Raw genomic sequence first — 14,220 nt, 5'->3', positions numbered from 1 at the left:
CAATGACCCATGTTGCCGAAGCCGCAGCCCCGAGCGCGGCCCGCGCCGCCCCGCTTTCTTCCGCCATCAAGGTCACAGCAGACAACGCCAGGCAGGTGCTTGCCGGCCTGCCACGCTTCGTGCGCATGGGCATGCGCATCGTGCTGGGACTGGAGTATGGGCGGCTGACCATCACCACGCCGGATGGGCGCTGCTTTCTGATTGAAGGCAAGCACCCCGGCCCGGACGGGGTGGTCAGCGTGCATGACTGGCGCTTTGTCCGCATGGCGGTCGAAGGCGGCGATGTCGGGGTCGGCGAGGCCTTCATGCTGGGCTACTGGTCGAGCCCTGATGTGACGACCTTTCTGGAGCTGTTCTGTGTCAACCGGGATGCGACAGAGAAAAAGTTGCAAGGCAGCGCGCTGTTCCGCATCGCCATTTCGTTGCGCCACTGGTTCAACCGCAACACCCGCAAGGGCTCGCAGCGCAACATCTCGGCGCATTACGATCTCGGCAACGCCTTCTACCGCGAGTGGCTGGATCCTTCGATGACCTATTCGTCAGGCCTTTATGAGGGCCGCGCGGCGACACTCGAAGAGGCACAGACGCAGAAGTATCGCGCCCTGGCAGAAGCCGCAGACATCCGGCCCGGACACAAGGTGCTGGAGATCGGCTGCGGCTGGGGTGGCTTTGCCGAATTTGCGGCGCGGGAAGTCGGCGCGCATGTGAAGGCGCTGACGATCTCGCGCGAGCAGTTCGATTATGCGCGCGAACGCATGTTCAAGGCCGGGCTCAACGACCGGGTCGAGGTGGTGTTCCAGGACTATCGCGACGAGAGCGGCGTCTATGACCGGATTGCCTCGATCGAGATGTTCGAGGCCGTGGGCCGCGAGTACTGGCCGACCTATTTCGAGAAGCTGGCAACCTGCCTGAAGCCAGGCGGCATGGCCGGGCTGCAGATCATCACCATTCAGGACCGGATGTTTGCCGACTACGCCCGGCGGCCGGATTTCATCCAGCGCTACATTTTCCCAGGTGGCATGCTGCCGCCGCCGGGCAAGCTGACCGAAATCGGCGGCAAGACCGGACTGGACCTGAAAGCCCAGAAGATCTTCGGGCAAGATTACGCCCGGACGCTGGCCGAGTGGCGCGACCGGTTCCGCGAGGCCTGGCCGCGCATTTCCCCACTCGGCTTCGACGAACGCTTCAAGCGGCTCTGGGAGTTCTACTTCCATTATTGCGAGGCTGGCTTCCGCGCCGGGAACATCGATGTGCGCCAGATGGTCTATGTGAAGGCGGGCTGAGCCACTGGCTGCGCACTGACAGACACACAGGCTGAGGGACCGCAGGCAAGAGACTGCTTTCCTGCAGCCCTTCGCCTTGCAACCGACAGGGCGGCCAGCTAACAGTGACGGACATTTCGAACCTCACGGGAGTAGAAAATCCATGCGTCTTGCCTCCTCCTTTTTCCGTCTCGCCGGCGGTCTTGCAACCGTCCTCCTGCCCGTTCTCGCTGGCGGAGCCATGGCTTCCGAAGTGCCGGACCTGAAGGGACGCGAAGTGGTGGTGGTGACAGAGAACGCCTATCCGCCGCTGCAGTTCATGGACAAGACCGGTCAGGCGGTTGGCTGGGAATATGACGCGATGGCCGAAATTGCCAAGCGGCTCAACATCAAGGTCACCTACCAGAACTCCAGCTGGGACGCGATGATCCCGGCCGTGTCGGCCGGCGAATACGATATCGGCATGACCGGCATTACCATCCGCGACGACCGCAAGGACAAGGTGGATTTCTCCGAGCCCTACATGCGCTCGGAAATGATCATGCTGGTGCGCGCCGACGAGACACGCTTTGAAGATGCCAAGGGCTTTGCCGCCAATCCTGACCTGCTGATGGCGGCCCAGCCGGGCACGACGCCGTTCTATGTCGGTGTGTATGAAGTGCTGGACGGCAACGAGGCCAATCCGCGCATCAAGAAGTTCGAGACCTTTGGCGCCGGCGTTGCTGCCCTGCGCGCCGGCGATGTCGACCTGGTGCTGACCGACGGCACTGCCGGGCCCGGCTATGTCTCGACCTCGAACGGCACGCTGAAGATCGTCGGCGAGAAGCTCGGCACCGAGGATTTCGGCTTCATCTTCAAGAAGGGCTCGGACCTCGTCACCCCGGTCAATGCCGCCATCGCGGCCATGCAGGCCGACGGCACCATCGCCGCGCTCGATAAGAAGTGGTTCCTCGACTACAAGATGGGCCAGTAAGGTCGTAGCCTCAGAGGCTGCCGCATCCCGCCTTGAACATGCGCAGGGCGCGCCTGGGCTGAACCGGAACCCGATGGGAAACACCCGTCGGGTTCCGGTCTTTCGTGCAACAGCCCCTCTCCAGCCCCTCCGGAGCGCTTAAGCCATGGGCCCGTCCCGCAAGACATCAACGACCGATTTCCCCTGGTGGCTGGTGGTGCTTGGCCTGGCCGGTGCCTATGCCTTCGGCCAGGCGCTGACCAGTGAGGTGCATGCGCAGGTGCTCAGCGTGCTGTCGCAGGGCATCGGCATCACGTTGCTCGTCACCGTATCGGGGTTTGCGGGAGCCTCCGCGCTTGGACTGCTGCTCGCCGTCGGCGGGCTGTCGCGGTTCCTCGTAGTCCGTCAGGTGGTGAAGTTCTACATCGAGGTGATCCGCGGGATCCCGATCATCGTCCTGCTGCTCTACGTCGCCTTTGCCGGTGTGCCGTTGATGGTGGAGGCGTGGAACGCACTGACCGGGCCGCTCGGACTGGATCCGGTCAGGACACGGGACATCTCGCTGTTGTGGCGGGCGGTGACCGCGCTGGTGCTGGCCTATTCGGCGTTTCTGGCGGAAGTGTTCCGGGCCGGGATCGTCGCCGTCGACCCGGGCCAGATCGAGGCGGCCAAGGCGCTGGGGCTGAATGGCTGGCTGCGCTTCCGGCTGATCGTGGCACCGCAGGCCTTCCGCACCATCCTGCCGCCCTATGGCAACGACTTCATTGCCATGGTGAAGGATTCGTCGCTGGTGTCGGTGCTTGGCGTCACCGACGTGACCCAGCTCGGCAAGGTGACGGCGGCTGGCAATTTCCGCTATTTCGAGACCTACAATCTGGTGGCGCTGATCTATCTGACGCTGACCGTGACCCTGTCGCTGGGGCTGAGCCGGCTGGAACGGCACCTGCGCCAGAGCAAGGACTGAACCACCGGAAACCATGTCCGGCTCCACCCGCCCGGACAGGCTCCGGCTACCAGGGCGTCCGGGCAAACCCAATCGGGCGCAAGGCGACCCGGGTTCTGGCATCTCCGCAGCAACCGCCGTGCATGGCACCGCGGCCCGACCGGCGCTCCCTCCCTGCGCCTCAAGCGGAGAAATTGACGTGATCCATCATCGCCCCGTCCTCACCGGCCTTGCGCTCGGCCTTGGACTAAGCGTCCTTGCCCTGCCCGCCTTTGCCGCCGACCTTCAGGAGCCGGCGCAGCAGGGCTTTCCCGAGCTGACCATCGACGCGCCCAAGCCGGACTGGACGGTCACCGTCGGCGGCGGCGCGCTTTATGCGCCGGCGTTCCTCGGCTCCGGCAAGATGAAGGTCGTGCCAGTCCCCTATGTCGCGGTCAATTGGCGCGACACACTCCTGCTTGATCCGAAGGGCCTTACCATCAATGCCCTCAACACCTATGGATTCCGGGCCGGACCTGTCCTGCGCTACAGCATGGGCCGCGACACCAAGGATGACCGCAAGACGCTGAACGGCCTTGGCGACCTCGCGCCGACGCTCGATGCCGGCGGGTTCATCGCCTATGAGCCGCTGCCCTGGCTTGAGGCCGCAGTGGAACTGAGGCGCAGCGTCCTGAAGCTTAAGGACAGCCGGGACAAGAGCCTCAACCGCTTTGGCCTCAACGAAAAGATCAAGGCGGCCGAAGGCTGGACCGGTGACTTCACCCTCGGCGTCAAGGCCCCGCCGCTGCTGGACCACCGCCTGATGCTGGGCGCGGCCGCCAAGGCGACCTGGTTCGACGAGAGCTACATGCGCTCGGTCTTCGGGGTCAGCGCCGCCCAGTCCGGGCGCAGCGGCCTCAAGACGTTCAGGCCATCCGGCGGCATCGCCAGTGTCGGTATCTCGGCGGATGCGACCTATCTCCTGACCGAAAAGGCGGCCTTCACCCTGACCGGATCCTATGACCGGCTGGTGGGCGAGGCAGCCAAGTCGCCGATCGTGACCGGTGGCCGAGGCTCGAAGAACCAGTACTCGGTCGGTGCTTTCGTGACCTATCGCTTCGGCGGCTGACTTCGCCGTTTCCGCCCCCAGAGGTGTCCGGTCGGGCCCGTCCGGACGCCAGAAGCCTCTGGACATGGCACATCGGTGCCTGCTCCCGTCCCGTGTTCCTCAGCACGCGCCACAAGGCCACGGCCCCACCCGGCCTTGACGGGACCAGACCGCGCATGCGCAGATCACCCTGCGCATGCGCGCCTATTTTGCTGTTGCGGGGCGAGCCCCTGCGGAGTGCTGATCCTGTATACGAACGATCTCTTCATTCTTGCCCTTGGACTGGCAACGCATCTGGTCTTTGTCATCGGGCTCCTGCTGACCCGGCGCGAGCCGCGCAAGGATCATTCTCTGGCGATCTCCGCCTTCCTCGGACTGGTGCTGGCGATGGCGCTGGGTGACCTGACCGAGGTGATGTACAGCATCGGCGAATGGACATTGCCTGGCCCAAACCATGTCGTGGCGGTGATGACGCCGCTGCTGCTGCTGGAAGGCCCGGCGCTTTACTTCTATGCGCGGGCGCTGGCCAGCAAGGACCCGCTGACCTTCAATCGCAAGGACATCTGGCACCTAGCACCCTACGCGGCCATGCAACTCCTGACTATCCTGCTTTACGCGCTATCGCAGCCAGCCCCCCTGCATGGCCCAAGCCTGCACGACATTGGCACGACCCTGTCGACGCCCCTGCCGCCGGAACGCCTCATCACCATGCTGGTCTACCTGCCGGTGATGACGCTCTATGTGGCCATGAGCATCCGCGAACTGGGGCGGCACGAACGGCAGAAGCTCGACTATTTCTCAAACCTGGAAGGCAGCAGCCTGCGCTGGCTGCACTGGAACATTCCTCTGATGGGACTGTCCTGGGGCATCAACCTGGTGCTGCTTGGCGACAACCTGCTGTTCAACCAGCTCAATCCTTCCCCGATGGTCAGCGTGCTGATCTTTGCCGCCTGGATCTATCCCCTCACCTTCATGGCGCTATGGCAGCAGCCGATCTACGCCCCCGCCCGCCGCAGCCCGGCCGCCGAGGCTGAAATGGACGCCGGTGTCGTGCTGAAGGTGCCGCATGAGGTTCTGCAGATGAGCGGGGAGGCTGTGCCCGTGGCATTGAGCGAAGCGCGCTATCAACGCTCGGCGCTGGACGGCGAACGGATGAAGCGGATCGCCGGCAAGATCGAGCGGGCCATGGCGGAGGACAAGCTCTATCGCAACCACGCTCTCAACCTGCGCAATCTCTCCGACCACCTGAAGGTGTCGGAGAATTATCTGTCACAGGTGCTGAACGACTACATCGGCAGCAATTTCTACGAATACGTCAACCACTGGCGCGTGCGCGAGGCTTGCGAGTTGCTGACCAACACGACGAACCGGATCATCGACATCGGCGAGGATGTCGGCTTCAACGCCCGCTCGACCTTCAATGCCGCGTTCCGCAAGGAAATGGGCCAGACGCCGTCCGACTATCGTACTGCGGCCATGCGGGGGACTGCAGACCAGAACACAGCTCTCCTGCGCTTTCCGGCAGCGGACGGCTCAGGGTGAAGGCCCGCGGCCGGGTTCACAGCGGCTTTTTTGCCCATCCGGTGGCCCGGGCGACGAGCGGGAAATACAGGCTGTAAGGCAACAGACGCAGGAACTTCAGCTGACGGACAAAGGCGCGCGGAAAGGCAATCTCAAAGGCCTTGCCTTTCAGGCCCTCGGCGATGGCCTTTGCGGCCGCCTCGACCGACATCAAATGCGGCATCGGAAACGGATTGTCGGCGGTGGCCGGTGTGTCGACAAAACCGGGCGAGACCAGCTGGACGCGGATCCCGGCACGGTCCAGGTCGAATTTCAGGCTTTCGGTCATGTTGATCAGGCCGGCCTTGGTCGCACCATAGGCAGCAGAGGTTGGCAGGCCGCTGTAGCCGGCCACCGAGGCCACGACGGCGATCTGGCCCTTGCGCCGTGGCGTCATCGCCGCGATGACCGGCAGCAGCACGTTGATGGTGCCCTTGAGGTTGACGTCGATGGTCTGGGAAAAAGCTTCAGCAGACCCTGCAAGGCCGTCCTGTGGCAGGTAGATGCCGGCATTGGCAACACAAAGCGCAACGGGCGCAAGTTCGGCCTCAATGCGCGCGGCCATCGCCGCCATGGCGGGGGCGTCAGTGACGTCGCCAGGCATCGGCACGATGCGTCCGGCAAGATCCCTGGCGCCAGAGGCAAGCGTTTCGAGCGCTCCAGCGGAGCGGGCGGTTGCAACAACCGTCCAGCCGGCGCCGGCCAGTTCAAGCGCCAGGGCGCGTCCGATGCCGGAACTGGCTCCGGTGATCCAGGCAGCTCCATCGGCGGGGGTGGCGACATAAACGGTCAAGGCAACTCTCCTGCGGTTTCATACGTTTACGCAGGAGAGCCATCGACGGATTTCGTCACATGCGCATGAAGGGCTGGAACAGGCGCCCGACGGGGCCCGTCAGGCGCAGATGCCCTTCGGTGACGGCAAAGCAGATGCAATCCTCGTCGCGGTCGGCAATCGGCTTGTGGTCGATGTGATCATCGGCAATGGCGATGTCACCGCGCACGTAATGGCCATCCGCATCGGCAAAGCCACCCTGCAGCACCAAGGTCAGTTCGGTGCCATCGTGAGTGTGCGAGGGAACAGCCCGGCCTGCGCGGATCCACAGGAGGCTGGCGGAACAGCCATCGATCTCGCCCATGCGGTATTCCTTCACCCCCGGCATCAGGCCGCGCCAGGCAAGCCCCTCGAGCGAGGAGCGGCCCATCATGCGCCGAAGGCTGGCGGGAAGGCGCGGATCGAAGGATTCTTCCGGCTGCGGCGCGCGAACCGGCGTTACGCCCAGTCCGAAAATGGCAGCGAGGCGGGCGTCCCGATTAGTCAGGGCGACCGGCTTTGTCTGTTCCAGTTCCAGACCGCCAAGGGTTTCGAGCTGACGCACATAGGGCCGGTTGCGATCGGTCAGTTCCAGATGCGCGCTGACAAGGACGCGGGCCGGCTCGGCCAGCGTTCCGGCGACATAGCCCGCAAGCAATTCATCCAGTCCAGTGGTGTGTTCCATGTGTGTGCCCGACAGTCATTTTTATGGAGCGCGCTCTTTGTCGCGCTGTCGTTTGAACGGTCTTACGGCGATCAACACAAACCGGATCACGCCCATGTGTATTCCGCGAAAATTAGACAAGCAGACCGCTTCCGGCAAGAGTTCGCCCAGACAGATAAGGGCGGTTTCTGTTTCTGATTTGGCAAAGATCATCGCCGAGCGGACAAGGCACCATGGCTTCGGCTTGATCCTTCTGCCAAGGGCGTTTAGCGTCCGCACAAGGACGCCTCCCCCGCTTTTCTGCAAGATCGGACTTTTTTCATGACCCGCACCGCTTCTGTCGTTGAGTGCATCGGCAACACGCCGCTGATCCGCCTGAACCGCCTGTCGGACGAGACAGGCTGCGAAATCCTGGGCAAGGCCGAGTTCATGAACCCGGGCCAGTCGGTCAAGGACCGCGCCGGCAAGCAGATGATTCTCGAAGCTGAAGCCCGCGGCGACCTGAAGCCTGGGGGGCTCATTGTCGAAGGCACCGCCGGCAACACCGGCATCGGCCTTGCCCTTGTTGCCAGTGCCCGAGGCTATCGCACCGTCATCGTCATGCCGGACAGCCAGAGCCAGGAAAAGAAGGACATGCTGCGGCTGGCCGGTGCGCAACTCGTCGAGGTGCCGGTGAAGCCCTTCTCCGACCCGAACAACTACCAGCACGTCGCCCGGCGCCTTGCCGAACAGTTGGCTGCGCAGGAGCCCAATGGCGTGCTGTTTGCCGACCAGTGGAACAACCTCGACAACCGCAAGGCCCATTACGTCGGCACCGGACCGGAAATCTGGCGCGACACGGAAGGCAACGTCGACGCGTTCATCTGTGCGGTCGGCACCGGCGGCACGCTGGCTGGCACGTCCGGCTATCTCCGGGAGCAGAAGGCAAACATCGTTATCGGCTGCGCCGATCCTCACGGCGCCGGCATGTATTCGCTCTTCACCACCGGCAAGGCCGAAATGTCGCCGGGCGGGTCCGTTTCGGAAGGCATCGGCCTTGGCCGCGTGACGCCGATCATCGAGACCGCCAAGGTCGACAAGGCCTATATGATCCCGGACGAAGAAGCGCTGCCGCTGCTGTTTGACCTTGCCGAGCATGAAGGCCTGCTGCTGGGGGGATCCAGCGCAATCAACATCGCTGGCGCGCGGCGGCTGGCACGGGACCTGGGGCGTGGCCACACCATCGTGACGATCCTGTGTGACCACGGCTCGCGCTACCAGTCGAAGCTGTATAACCCGGACTTCCTGCGCGGCAAGTCGCTGCCGGTTCCGTCCTGGCTCGAGCCGAGGGCCGCTATCGCAGCGCCCTTCGCGTGATGACTGCGCCGCTCGCGGACGTCGCTCAGGCCGCACTGCCCGGTGGCACGCAAAGCGCCACCACCTTTGCCGGTTCCCTCGTCCGCGATGCGACGCTGGTCGACGTGATCCTCAACAACCTCGGCATCATCGCCGGCATCACGGCGCTGCTGTATCTCATCGCCGGAATCTGCGCCGTGCGGGAGGTCATGAACAGCCGCTCGGCTCAAGGCTCGATTGCCTGGCTGCTGTCGCTGTTCTTCCTGCCGTTCCCGACTGCGTTTCTCTATCTGGTGTTCGGCTGGAAGCAGTTTGACGACTATGCCGACGTGCAGCGCAAAATGGGCCGGTTCGAGCGACGCCTGCGCGCAGCCGAACTCGGGCTGGGTGACCGGGACGCCACCGACGACTGGCCGGTGCTGTCGAAGATTGCCAACCTGCCGTTCCTGTCCGGAAATGCCTGCGAGCTGCTGATTGACGGTGAGGCGACGTTTTCCTCGATCCTGAAGGGCATTTCGGACGCGCAGGATGTGGTGCTGGTGCAGTTCTTCATCATCCGCGATGACGTTCTGGGCCGGACGCTGGCCGATCTCCTGATCGAAAAGGCGCGGCAAGGCGTGCGCGTCTATCTGCTCTATGACGAGATCGGCTCCAAGGGCCTGCCGAAATCCTATATTCGGCGGCTGCGGCGCGGCGGCATCGCGGTTTCGGGTTTCAACGAGACCCACCACTACCTTCGGCTGCTTGGCCCGATGCGGATCAACTACCGCAACCACCGCAAGGTGGTCGTGGTCGACAACCGCCATGCCTGGGTTGGCGGACACAATGTTGGCGATGAGTATCTCGGCAGGGACCCGGCGTTCGGACACTGGCGCGACACGCATGTGAAGGTGTCCGGCCCGGCAGCCCTCGCCTGCACGCTCTCCTTTGCGGAAGACTGGCACTGGGGCAGCGGCCAGGCGCTGGACATCGTCTCGCCCGGCCCGTTTGAGCCGCAGGGCGACGAGCCTGTACTGGTGATGCCGACCGGGCCGGCGGATCCGCAGGAGGATTGTTCCATCGCCTTTACCGAGGTGATCTCCCGCGCCCGCCAGCGCTTGTGGGTCGTCAGCCCCTATTTCGTGCCGGGACCGGAAGTCCAGACCGCGCTTTATGCCGCAGCGATGCGCGGGGTCGACGTGCGGGTGCTGCTGCCGGAGAAGGCCGACCATCGCCTCGTCTGGCTGGCCAGCCACGCCCATGCAGATGATCTCGTCAATCGCGGCATCAAGGTTTATCGCTACCTGGACGGGTTCCTGCACCAGAAGGTCGTGCTGGTGGACGAGGACCTCGCCTCTGTCGGCACGGTGAACTTCGACAATCGCTCGTTCCACATTAACTTCGAGATCACGCTGTGGTTCACCCACAAGCCGTTCATCGCCAAGATTGCGGCGATGCTGGAGGCGGATTTCCGGCTGGCGCGGCGTACCGCGCCCGATGATCTTGACCAGCGGCCCTATCTGTTCCGTGTGCTGGCACAAAGCGCCCGGCTGCTGTCGCCCATCCTCTAAGCGGTGATTTCGGTGAGCTGGCGTAGTGGCGCCGGTCCTCGCGGCGCGATATATCTGTGTCCATCCTGTCGCAGCCGGAGCGCCGTGCGATGTTGTTTGTGCCCGATTTTGCCGTTCTTGCCAGTTTCACGCTGGCCGCCATCGTTCTGATCATCACTCCAGGCCCCGACATGACCTTGCAGTTGTCGAAAACGCTGGTGCATGGCCGCGTTGCCGGTTGGGTGTGCTTTGCCGGTGCCGTCGCCGGCATTGTGGTTCATACCGTTCTGGCTGCCATTGGCGTCTCGGTGCTGCTGGCAACTTCTCCGTCCGCCTTCCTGGTGCTCAAGGTTCTGGGTGCAGGTTATCTGGTCTGGCTCGCGTTCGACGCGATCCGCAACGGTTCGGCCCTGTCGCTGGAGGAAGGCACAGCACCGCACGTGCCCTTGCGCAAGCTGTTTGCCCAGGCAGTCCTCACCAACCTTCTCAATCCGAAGGTCGTGCTGTTTTTCGTAACGTTCTTGCCGCAGTTCGTCAGCGCGAGCGATCCGGCCGCAACCGGCAAGCTGTTCTTCCTCGGGCTCTATTTCGTGATCCTGTCGCTGCCGTTCGGGATCGGCATGGTGGCGAGCGCCGGAGCGATCTCCCGGGCGCTGAAGCGATCTCCCCGCGCGGTGCGCGCCTTTGACTGGCTGTTCGCCGGCGTCATGGGCACCTTTGCAGTCAAGCTGCTTGCCGCTCGCGCCGCAGTCTGAGGCGTGCCCGGCCGGTTGCGCTTCGGGCTGGCCATGCTAACGTCACTCCCCCGCCGCTTCGGTTCATGAGTTGAGGAGCACAGCATGACGGAACCCCTGTTCCGCGATGACGCCTATTTGCGCAGTTGCGAGGCCCGCGTGATCGAGATCACCGGCGACGGCGCCATCGTCCTGGACCGCAGCGTCTTCTACGCCACCAGCGGCGGCCAGCCTGGTGATACCGGCCATCTGGAGCGCGCTGACGGCAGCCGCATTGAGATCGCCGCGACCGTCTATGCGGACGGCAAGACCGGACACAGGCACCTGCCCGCCCCCGGCTCGCCCATGCCCGAACCCGGTGAGCTGGTTGTTGCCCATGTGGATTGGGCCCGGCGCTACAGGCTGATGCGCATGCACACGGCGCTGCACATCATCTGCGCTGTCCTGAAAACCAAGATCACCGGCTGCCAGATCGGCGAAGAGGAAAGCCGGATCGACCTCGACATGCCGGAACCACCGGAGCGCGAGGCCATCGAGGCGGAGATCCGCGCCGCCGTTGCGCGTGACATGGAGATCTCGACGTCGTGGATCACTGACGCCGAGCTCGACGCCAATCCTGGCCTCATCAAGTCGATGAGCGTGTCGCCGCCGCGCGGGACGGGTCAGGTGCGGCTTGTGCGCATCGGCGAGGACTTCGACCTGCAGCCCTGCGGCGGCACCCATGTCAGCCGCACCAGCGAAGTTGGCCGCATCGACATCACCAAGATGGAAAAGAAGGGGAAGCTGAACCGGCGGATCCGGATCCATCTCGCCGATTGATCCTCATCCCCATCAGCCCCTTTCCCACTCTGGAGTTTCCCGATGACCTCCCCGCTCGTTTCCACCGAATGGCTTGCCGCCCACATGTCCGCGCCGGATGTGCTGGTTCTGGATGCCAGCCTGCATCTGCCAGGCTCGGGCCGCGATGCAAACGCCGAGTATCTCGCCGAGCATATTCCCGGCGCCGTACGCTTCGACATTGAGGCAATCAGCGACACAGCCAATCCGTTGCCGCACATGATGCCGGCACCGCATGTGTTTTCGTCGATGATGCGCAAGCTTGGCGTGGGCGATGGCATGACCTTGGTGGTCTATGACAGTGCCGGCCTGTTCTCGGCCGCGCGCGGATGGTGGATGCTGAAGACCATGGGCGCCACGCGGGTCTTTGTGCTTGATGGCGGATTGCCGAAATGGAAGGCGGAAGGGCGGCCCGTCGAGGATGGCGCCGTGCGGCGGCCGGAGCGGCACTTCACCGCCCGGATGAACAACGGTGCCGTCGTCGACCTTGCGGACATGCGGCAGATCGTCGACAGCGGCGCGCGCCAGGTGGTCGACGCGCGCTCGGCCGAACGATTTGCCGGAACGGCTCCCGAGCCGCGTGCAGGCCTGCGCTCCGGCCATATGCCGGGTGCCTTCAACACGCCCATCAGCCGCCTTCTGAACAGCGACGGAACGGTGAAGCATGAGGCAGAACTTCGGACCGTCTTCGCTGAGGCCGGTGTCGATCTCGACAAGCCGGTGACAACCTCTTGCGGCTCCGGTGTGACGGCCGCCGCAGTGACGCTGGCGTTGACACTCCTCGGCCACAAGGACCTCAGCCTTTATGACGGGTCCTGGTCCGAATGGGGCGCCCTCGCTGACGCCCAGGTCGTGACGGATTGAGCAGGGACCCGGCGGGACTTCGCCGCCGGGAGCTGCATCTCACATCAATGTCAGGGTAACGACCGGTTCGGACTTAGCGTCCAGGAGGATCAGTTTGCCGCGTTCACTGCGATAGTCGGTGGCCGCGTTGAGGGCATCGACGAACTTGCGCTCCTGGTCCATCACGGCCGGCGGGCAAGCCTTGCGGGTGACCGCGAGAGGACCGATCTTCAGGACACCAGCGCCCTGCCGGATCTGGCCGAACATGGTGTTGCAGCCGGTCGAGCCGGCAACTGTGCCCGCTTCCTCGATTTCCAGAACGCTCTGGGCATAGTCAATGACGCCCTTGCCACCGATGTCCTCGGCCAGCCACTTGCCAACGAGATCCGCTGGCAGGCTGGCATCCTGGGCACGGGCCGCAAAGCCGAGCAACAGGAACACGGCCAGCGCCAGCGGCAGGCTCATGGCGACGAAACGGGCCAGCGCGCCGGGGGCTGTGTCGCGCGCAACGCTTCGGGCACATGTGACGGGCGCAGGAGTTGCGGGCAGCGCCGGGTCGGAAATGGTGACGGAACTCAAATTCATTTCGTGGGCGGATCTCAAATCGGGCCTCCTGGGCTTTCGCTTCGCCAGACGGAAGCAACGCTTAGCAGAGGAGCCGATAACGTTACGTGAATAGGGTCAAAGAAAGACCGCCACGTCTCGTGCCGACAAAAAAACGCGATGCCTGTGACACATCAAAAGGCGCGGGAGTTTCCTCCCGCGCCTCGAAGATGCTTGGCTGGCCGCCCTGTCAGTGATGCAGGATCTGGCTGAGGAACAGCTTGGTGCGCTCGTGCTGCGGATTGAGGAAGAACGGTTCCGGCTCGTTCTGCTCCACGATCTGGCCGGCATCCATGAAGATGACGCGGTTGGCGACCTTGCGGGCAAAGCCCATCTCGTGGGTCACGCAGAGCATGGTCATGCCTTCTTCAGCAAGGTTGACCATCACGTCGAGCACTTCCTTGATCATTTCCGGGTCGAGCGCCGAGGTCGGCTCGTCGAACAGCATGATCTTCGGGCTCATGCAAAGTGCGCGGGCAATGGCCACGCGCTGCTGCTGGCCACCGGACAACTGGCCCGGGTATTTGTGCGCCTGCTCCGGGATCTTCACGCGCTTCAGATAGTGCATGGCGATCTCTTCCGCCTGCTTCTTCGGCATCTTGCGCACCCAGATCGGGGCCAGCGTGCAGTTTTCCAGGATCGTCAGGTGCGGGAACAGGTTGAAGTGCTGGAAGCACATGCCAACCTCGCGGCGGATCTCGTCGATCTTCTTGAGATCGTTGGTCAGTTCGATGCCATCGACTGCGATCTTGCCCTTCTGGTGCTCTTCCAGGCGGTTGATGCAGCGGATCATGGTCGACTTGCCGGAGCCCGAGGGGCCGCAGATCACGATGCGCTCGCCGCGCATCACCTTCAGATTGATGTCACGCAGGACGTGGAAGTCGCCGTACCACTTGTTCATGCCGACAATCTCGACCGCCACATCCGTGTCGGAAACGGTCATCTTGCTGCGGTCGACCGCGATTTCAGTGTCGGAGACTGCGTTCTCAGTCATGGGTTTACTCCAGAATACGTCTTTTCAAGAGGCGGCGCGGACAGACCGCGCCTGCTGTGCGAAAGG

General features: G+C 63.7%; 14 protein-coding genes. 10 read left to right on the top strand and 4 right to left on the bottom strand.

Features of this window, described 5'->3' with window-relative positions; translation table 11 throughout:
- The first annotated feature begins 2 nt into the window (after positions 1-2).
- The 5 genes from C8348_RS05990 (at position 3) to C8348_RS05970 (ending at position 5,786) form a co-directional block, all read left to right on the top strand.
- Positions 3-1,283 (top strand): SAM-dependent methyltransferase, encoded by a 1,281-nt coding sequence (locus C8348_RS05990; protein ID WP_106752355.1) that lies wholly within the window; start codon positions 3-5, stop codon positions 1,281-1,283.
- A gap of 142 nt (positions 1,284-1,425) precedes the next feature.
- On the top strand, positions 1,426-2,235 hold the full coding sequence (locus tag C8348_RS05985) for a transporter substrate-binding domain-containing protein (protein WP_106752354.1): 810 nt from the start codon (positions 1,426-1,428) through the stop codon (positions 2,233-2,235).
- 145 nt (positions 2,236-2,380) lie between these two features.
- Complete coding sequence (locus tag C8348_RS05980; protein WP_106752353.1) at positions 2,381-3,178, top strand: amino acid ABC transporter permease; 798 nt, start codon at positions 2,381-2,383, stop codon at positions 3,176-3,178.
- Between the two features lie 178 nt (positions 3,179-3,356).
- Complete coding sequence (locus tag C8348_RS05975; RefSeq protein ID WP_157950391.1) at positions 3,357-4,265, top strand: MipA/OmpV family protein; 909 nt, start codon at positions 3,357-3,359, stop codon at positions 4,263-4,265.
- 216 nt (positions 4,266-4,481) lie between these two features.
- Positions 4,482-5,786 (top strand): helix-turn-helix transcriptional regulator, encoded by a 1,305-nt coding sequence (locus C8348_RS05970; RefSeq protein ID WP_106752351.1) that lies wholly within the window; start codon positions 4,482-4,484, stop codon positions 5,784-5,786.
- Between the two features lie 16 nt (positions 5,787-5,802).
- On the opposite strand, the gene C8348_RS05965 is transcribed toward C8348_RS05970, so the two are convergent.
- Positions 5,803-6,597: an SDR family NAD(P)-dependent oxidoreductase gene (locus tag C8348_RS05965; protein WP_106752350.1), complete on the bottom strand. Its 795-nt coding sequence runs from the start codon at positions 6,595-6,597 to the stop codon at positions 5,803-5,805.
- Positions 6,598-6,652: 55 nt separating this feature from the next.
- Positions 6,653-7,300 (bottom strand): ChrR family anti-sigma-E factor, encoded by a 648-nt coding sequence (locus C8348_RS05960; RefSeq protein ID WP_106752349.1) that lies wholly within the window; start codon positions 7,298-7,300, stop codon positions 6,653-6,655.
- A 300-nt stretch (positions 7,301-7,600) separates the two neighbouring features.
- Between C8348_RS05960 and C8348_RS05955 the strand changes: the two genes are divergently transcribed.
- From C8348_RS05955 to sseA, 5 genes are all read left to right on the top strand, one after another.
- A complete protein-coding gene (locus C8348_RS05955) occupies positions 7,601-8,635 on the top strand; it encodes a cysteine synthase A (protein ID WP_106752348.1) in 1,035 nt (344 codons plus the stop codon).
- Positions 8,635-10,164: a cardiolipin synthase gene (gene cls, locus C8348_RS05950; RefSeq protein WP_106752347.1), complete on the top strand. Its 1,530-nt coding sequence runs from the start codon at positions 8,635-8,637 to the stop codon at positions 10,162-10,164. Before C8348_RS05955 ends, cls begins: the two co-directional genes overlap by 1 nt.
- 89 nt (positions 10,165-10,253) lie before the next feature.
- Positions 10,254-10,898, top strand: a complete 645-nt coding sequence (locus C8348_RS05945) for a LysE family translocator (RefSeq protein ID WP_106752346.1) — start codon at positions 10,254-10,256, stop codon at positions 10,896-10,898.
- 84 nt (positions 10,899-10,982) lie between these two features.
- On the top strand, positions 10,983-11,696 hold the full coding sequence (locus C8348_RS05940) for an alanyl-tRNA editing protein (protein ID WP_106752345.1): 714 nt from the start codon (positions 10,983-10,985) through the stop codon (positions 11,694-11,696).
- 42 nt (positions 11,697-11,738) lie between these two features.
- Positions 11,739-12,578: a 3-mercaptopyruvate sulfurtransferase gene (gene sseA / locus C8348_RS05935; RefSeq protein WP_106752344.1), complete on the top strand. Its 840-nt coding sequence runs from the start codon at positions 11,739-11,741 to the stop codon at positions 12,576-12,578.
- Positions 12,579-12,617: 39 nt separating this feature from the next.
- On the opposite strand, the gene C8348_RS05930 is transcribed toward sseA, so the two are convergent.
- Complete coding sequence (locus C8348_RS05930; RefSeq protein WP_208983585.1) at positions 12,618-13,142, bottom strand: META domain-containing protein; 525 nt, start codon at positions 13,140-13,142, stop codon at positions 12,618-12,620.
- A 208-nt stretch (positions 13,143-13,350) separates the two neighbouring features.
- Positions 13,351-14,154: an amino acid ABC transporter ATP-binding protein gene (locus C8348_RS05925; RefSeq protein WP_106752343.1), complete on the bottom strand. Its 804-nt coding sequence runs from the start codon at positions 14,152-14,154 to the stop codon at positions 13,351-13,353.
- Positions 14,155-14,220: the final 66 nt, after the last annotated feature.

The sequence above is a fragment of the Pannonibacter carbonis genome, from assembly GCF_003012935.1.
GTDB lineage: Bacteria > Pseudomonadota > Alphaproteobacteria > Rhizobiales > Stappiaceae > Pannonibacter > Pannonibacter carbonis.
Note: the sequence above shows the minus strand (reverse complement) of the source record. Positions and strands in the feature narration are given on the sequence as shown.

Coding starts and splice junctions, on each gene's coding strand:
- C8348_RS05990 (WP_106752355.1), top strand. CDS start 3: ATGACCCATGTTGCCGAAGCCGCAGCCCCGAGCGCGGCCCGCGCCGCC.
- C8348_RS05985 (WP_106752354.1), top strand. CDS start 1,426: ATGCGTCTTGCCTCCTCCTTTTTCCGTCTCGCCGGCGGTCTTGCAACC.
- C8348_RS05980 (WP_106752353.1), top strand. CDS start 2,381: ATGGGCCCGTCCCGCAAGACATCAACGACCGATTTCCCCTGGTGGCTG.
- C8348_RS05960 (WP_106752349.1), bottom strand. CDS start 7,300: ATGGAACACACCACTGGACTGGATGAATTGCTTGCGGGCTATGTCGCC.
- C8348_RS05955 (WP_106752348.1), top strand. CDS start 7,601: ATGACCCGCACCGCTTCTGTCGTTGAGTGCATCGGCAACACGCCGCTG.
- cls (WP_106752347.1), top strand. CDS start 8,635: ATGACTGCGCCGCTCGCGGACGTCGCTCAGGCCGCACTGCCCGGTGGC.
- C8348_RS05945 (WP_106752346.1), top strand. CDS start 10,254: ATGTTGTTTGTGCCCGATTTTGCCGTTCTTGCCAGTTTCACGCTGGCC.
- C8348_RS05940 (WP_106752345.1), top strand. CDS start 10,983: ATGACGGAACCCCTGTTCCGCGATGACGCCTATTTGCGCAGTTGCGAG.
- sseA (WP_106752344.1), top strand. CDS start 11,739: ATGACCTCCCCGCTCGTTTCCACCGAATGGCTTGCCGCCCACATGTCC.
- C8348_RS05930 (WP_208983585.1), bottom strand. CDS start 13,142: ATGAATTTGAGTTCCGTCACCATTTCCGACCCGGCGCTGCCCGCAACT.
- C8348_RS05925 (WP_106752343.1), bottom strand. CDS start 14,154: ATGACTGAGAACGCAGTCTCCGACACTGAAATCGCGGTCGACCGCAGC.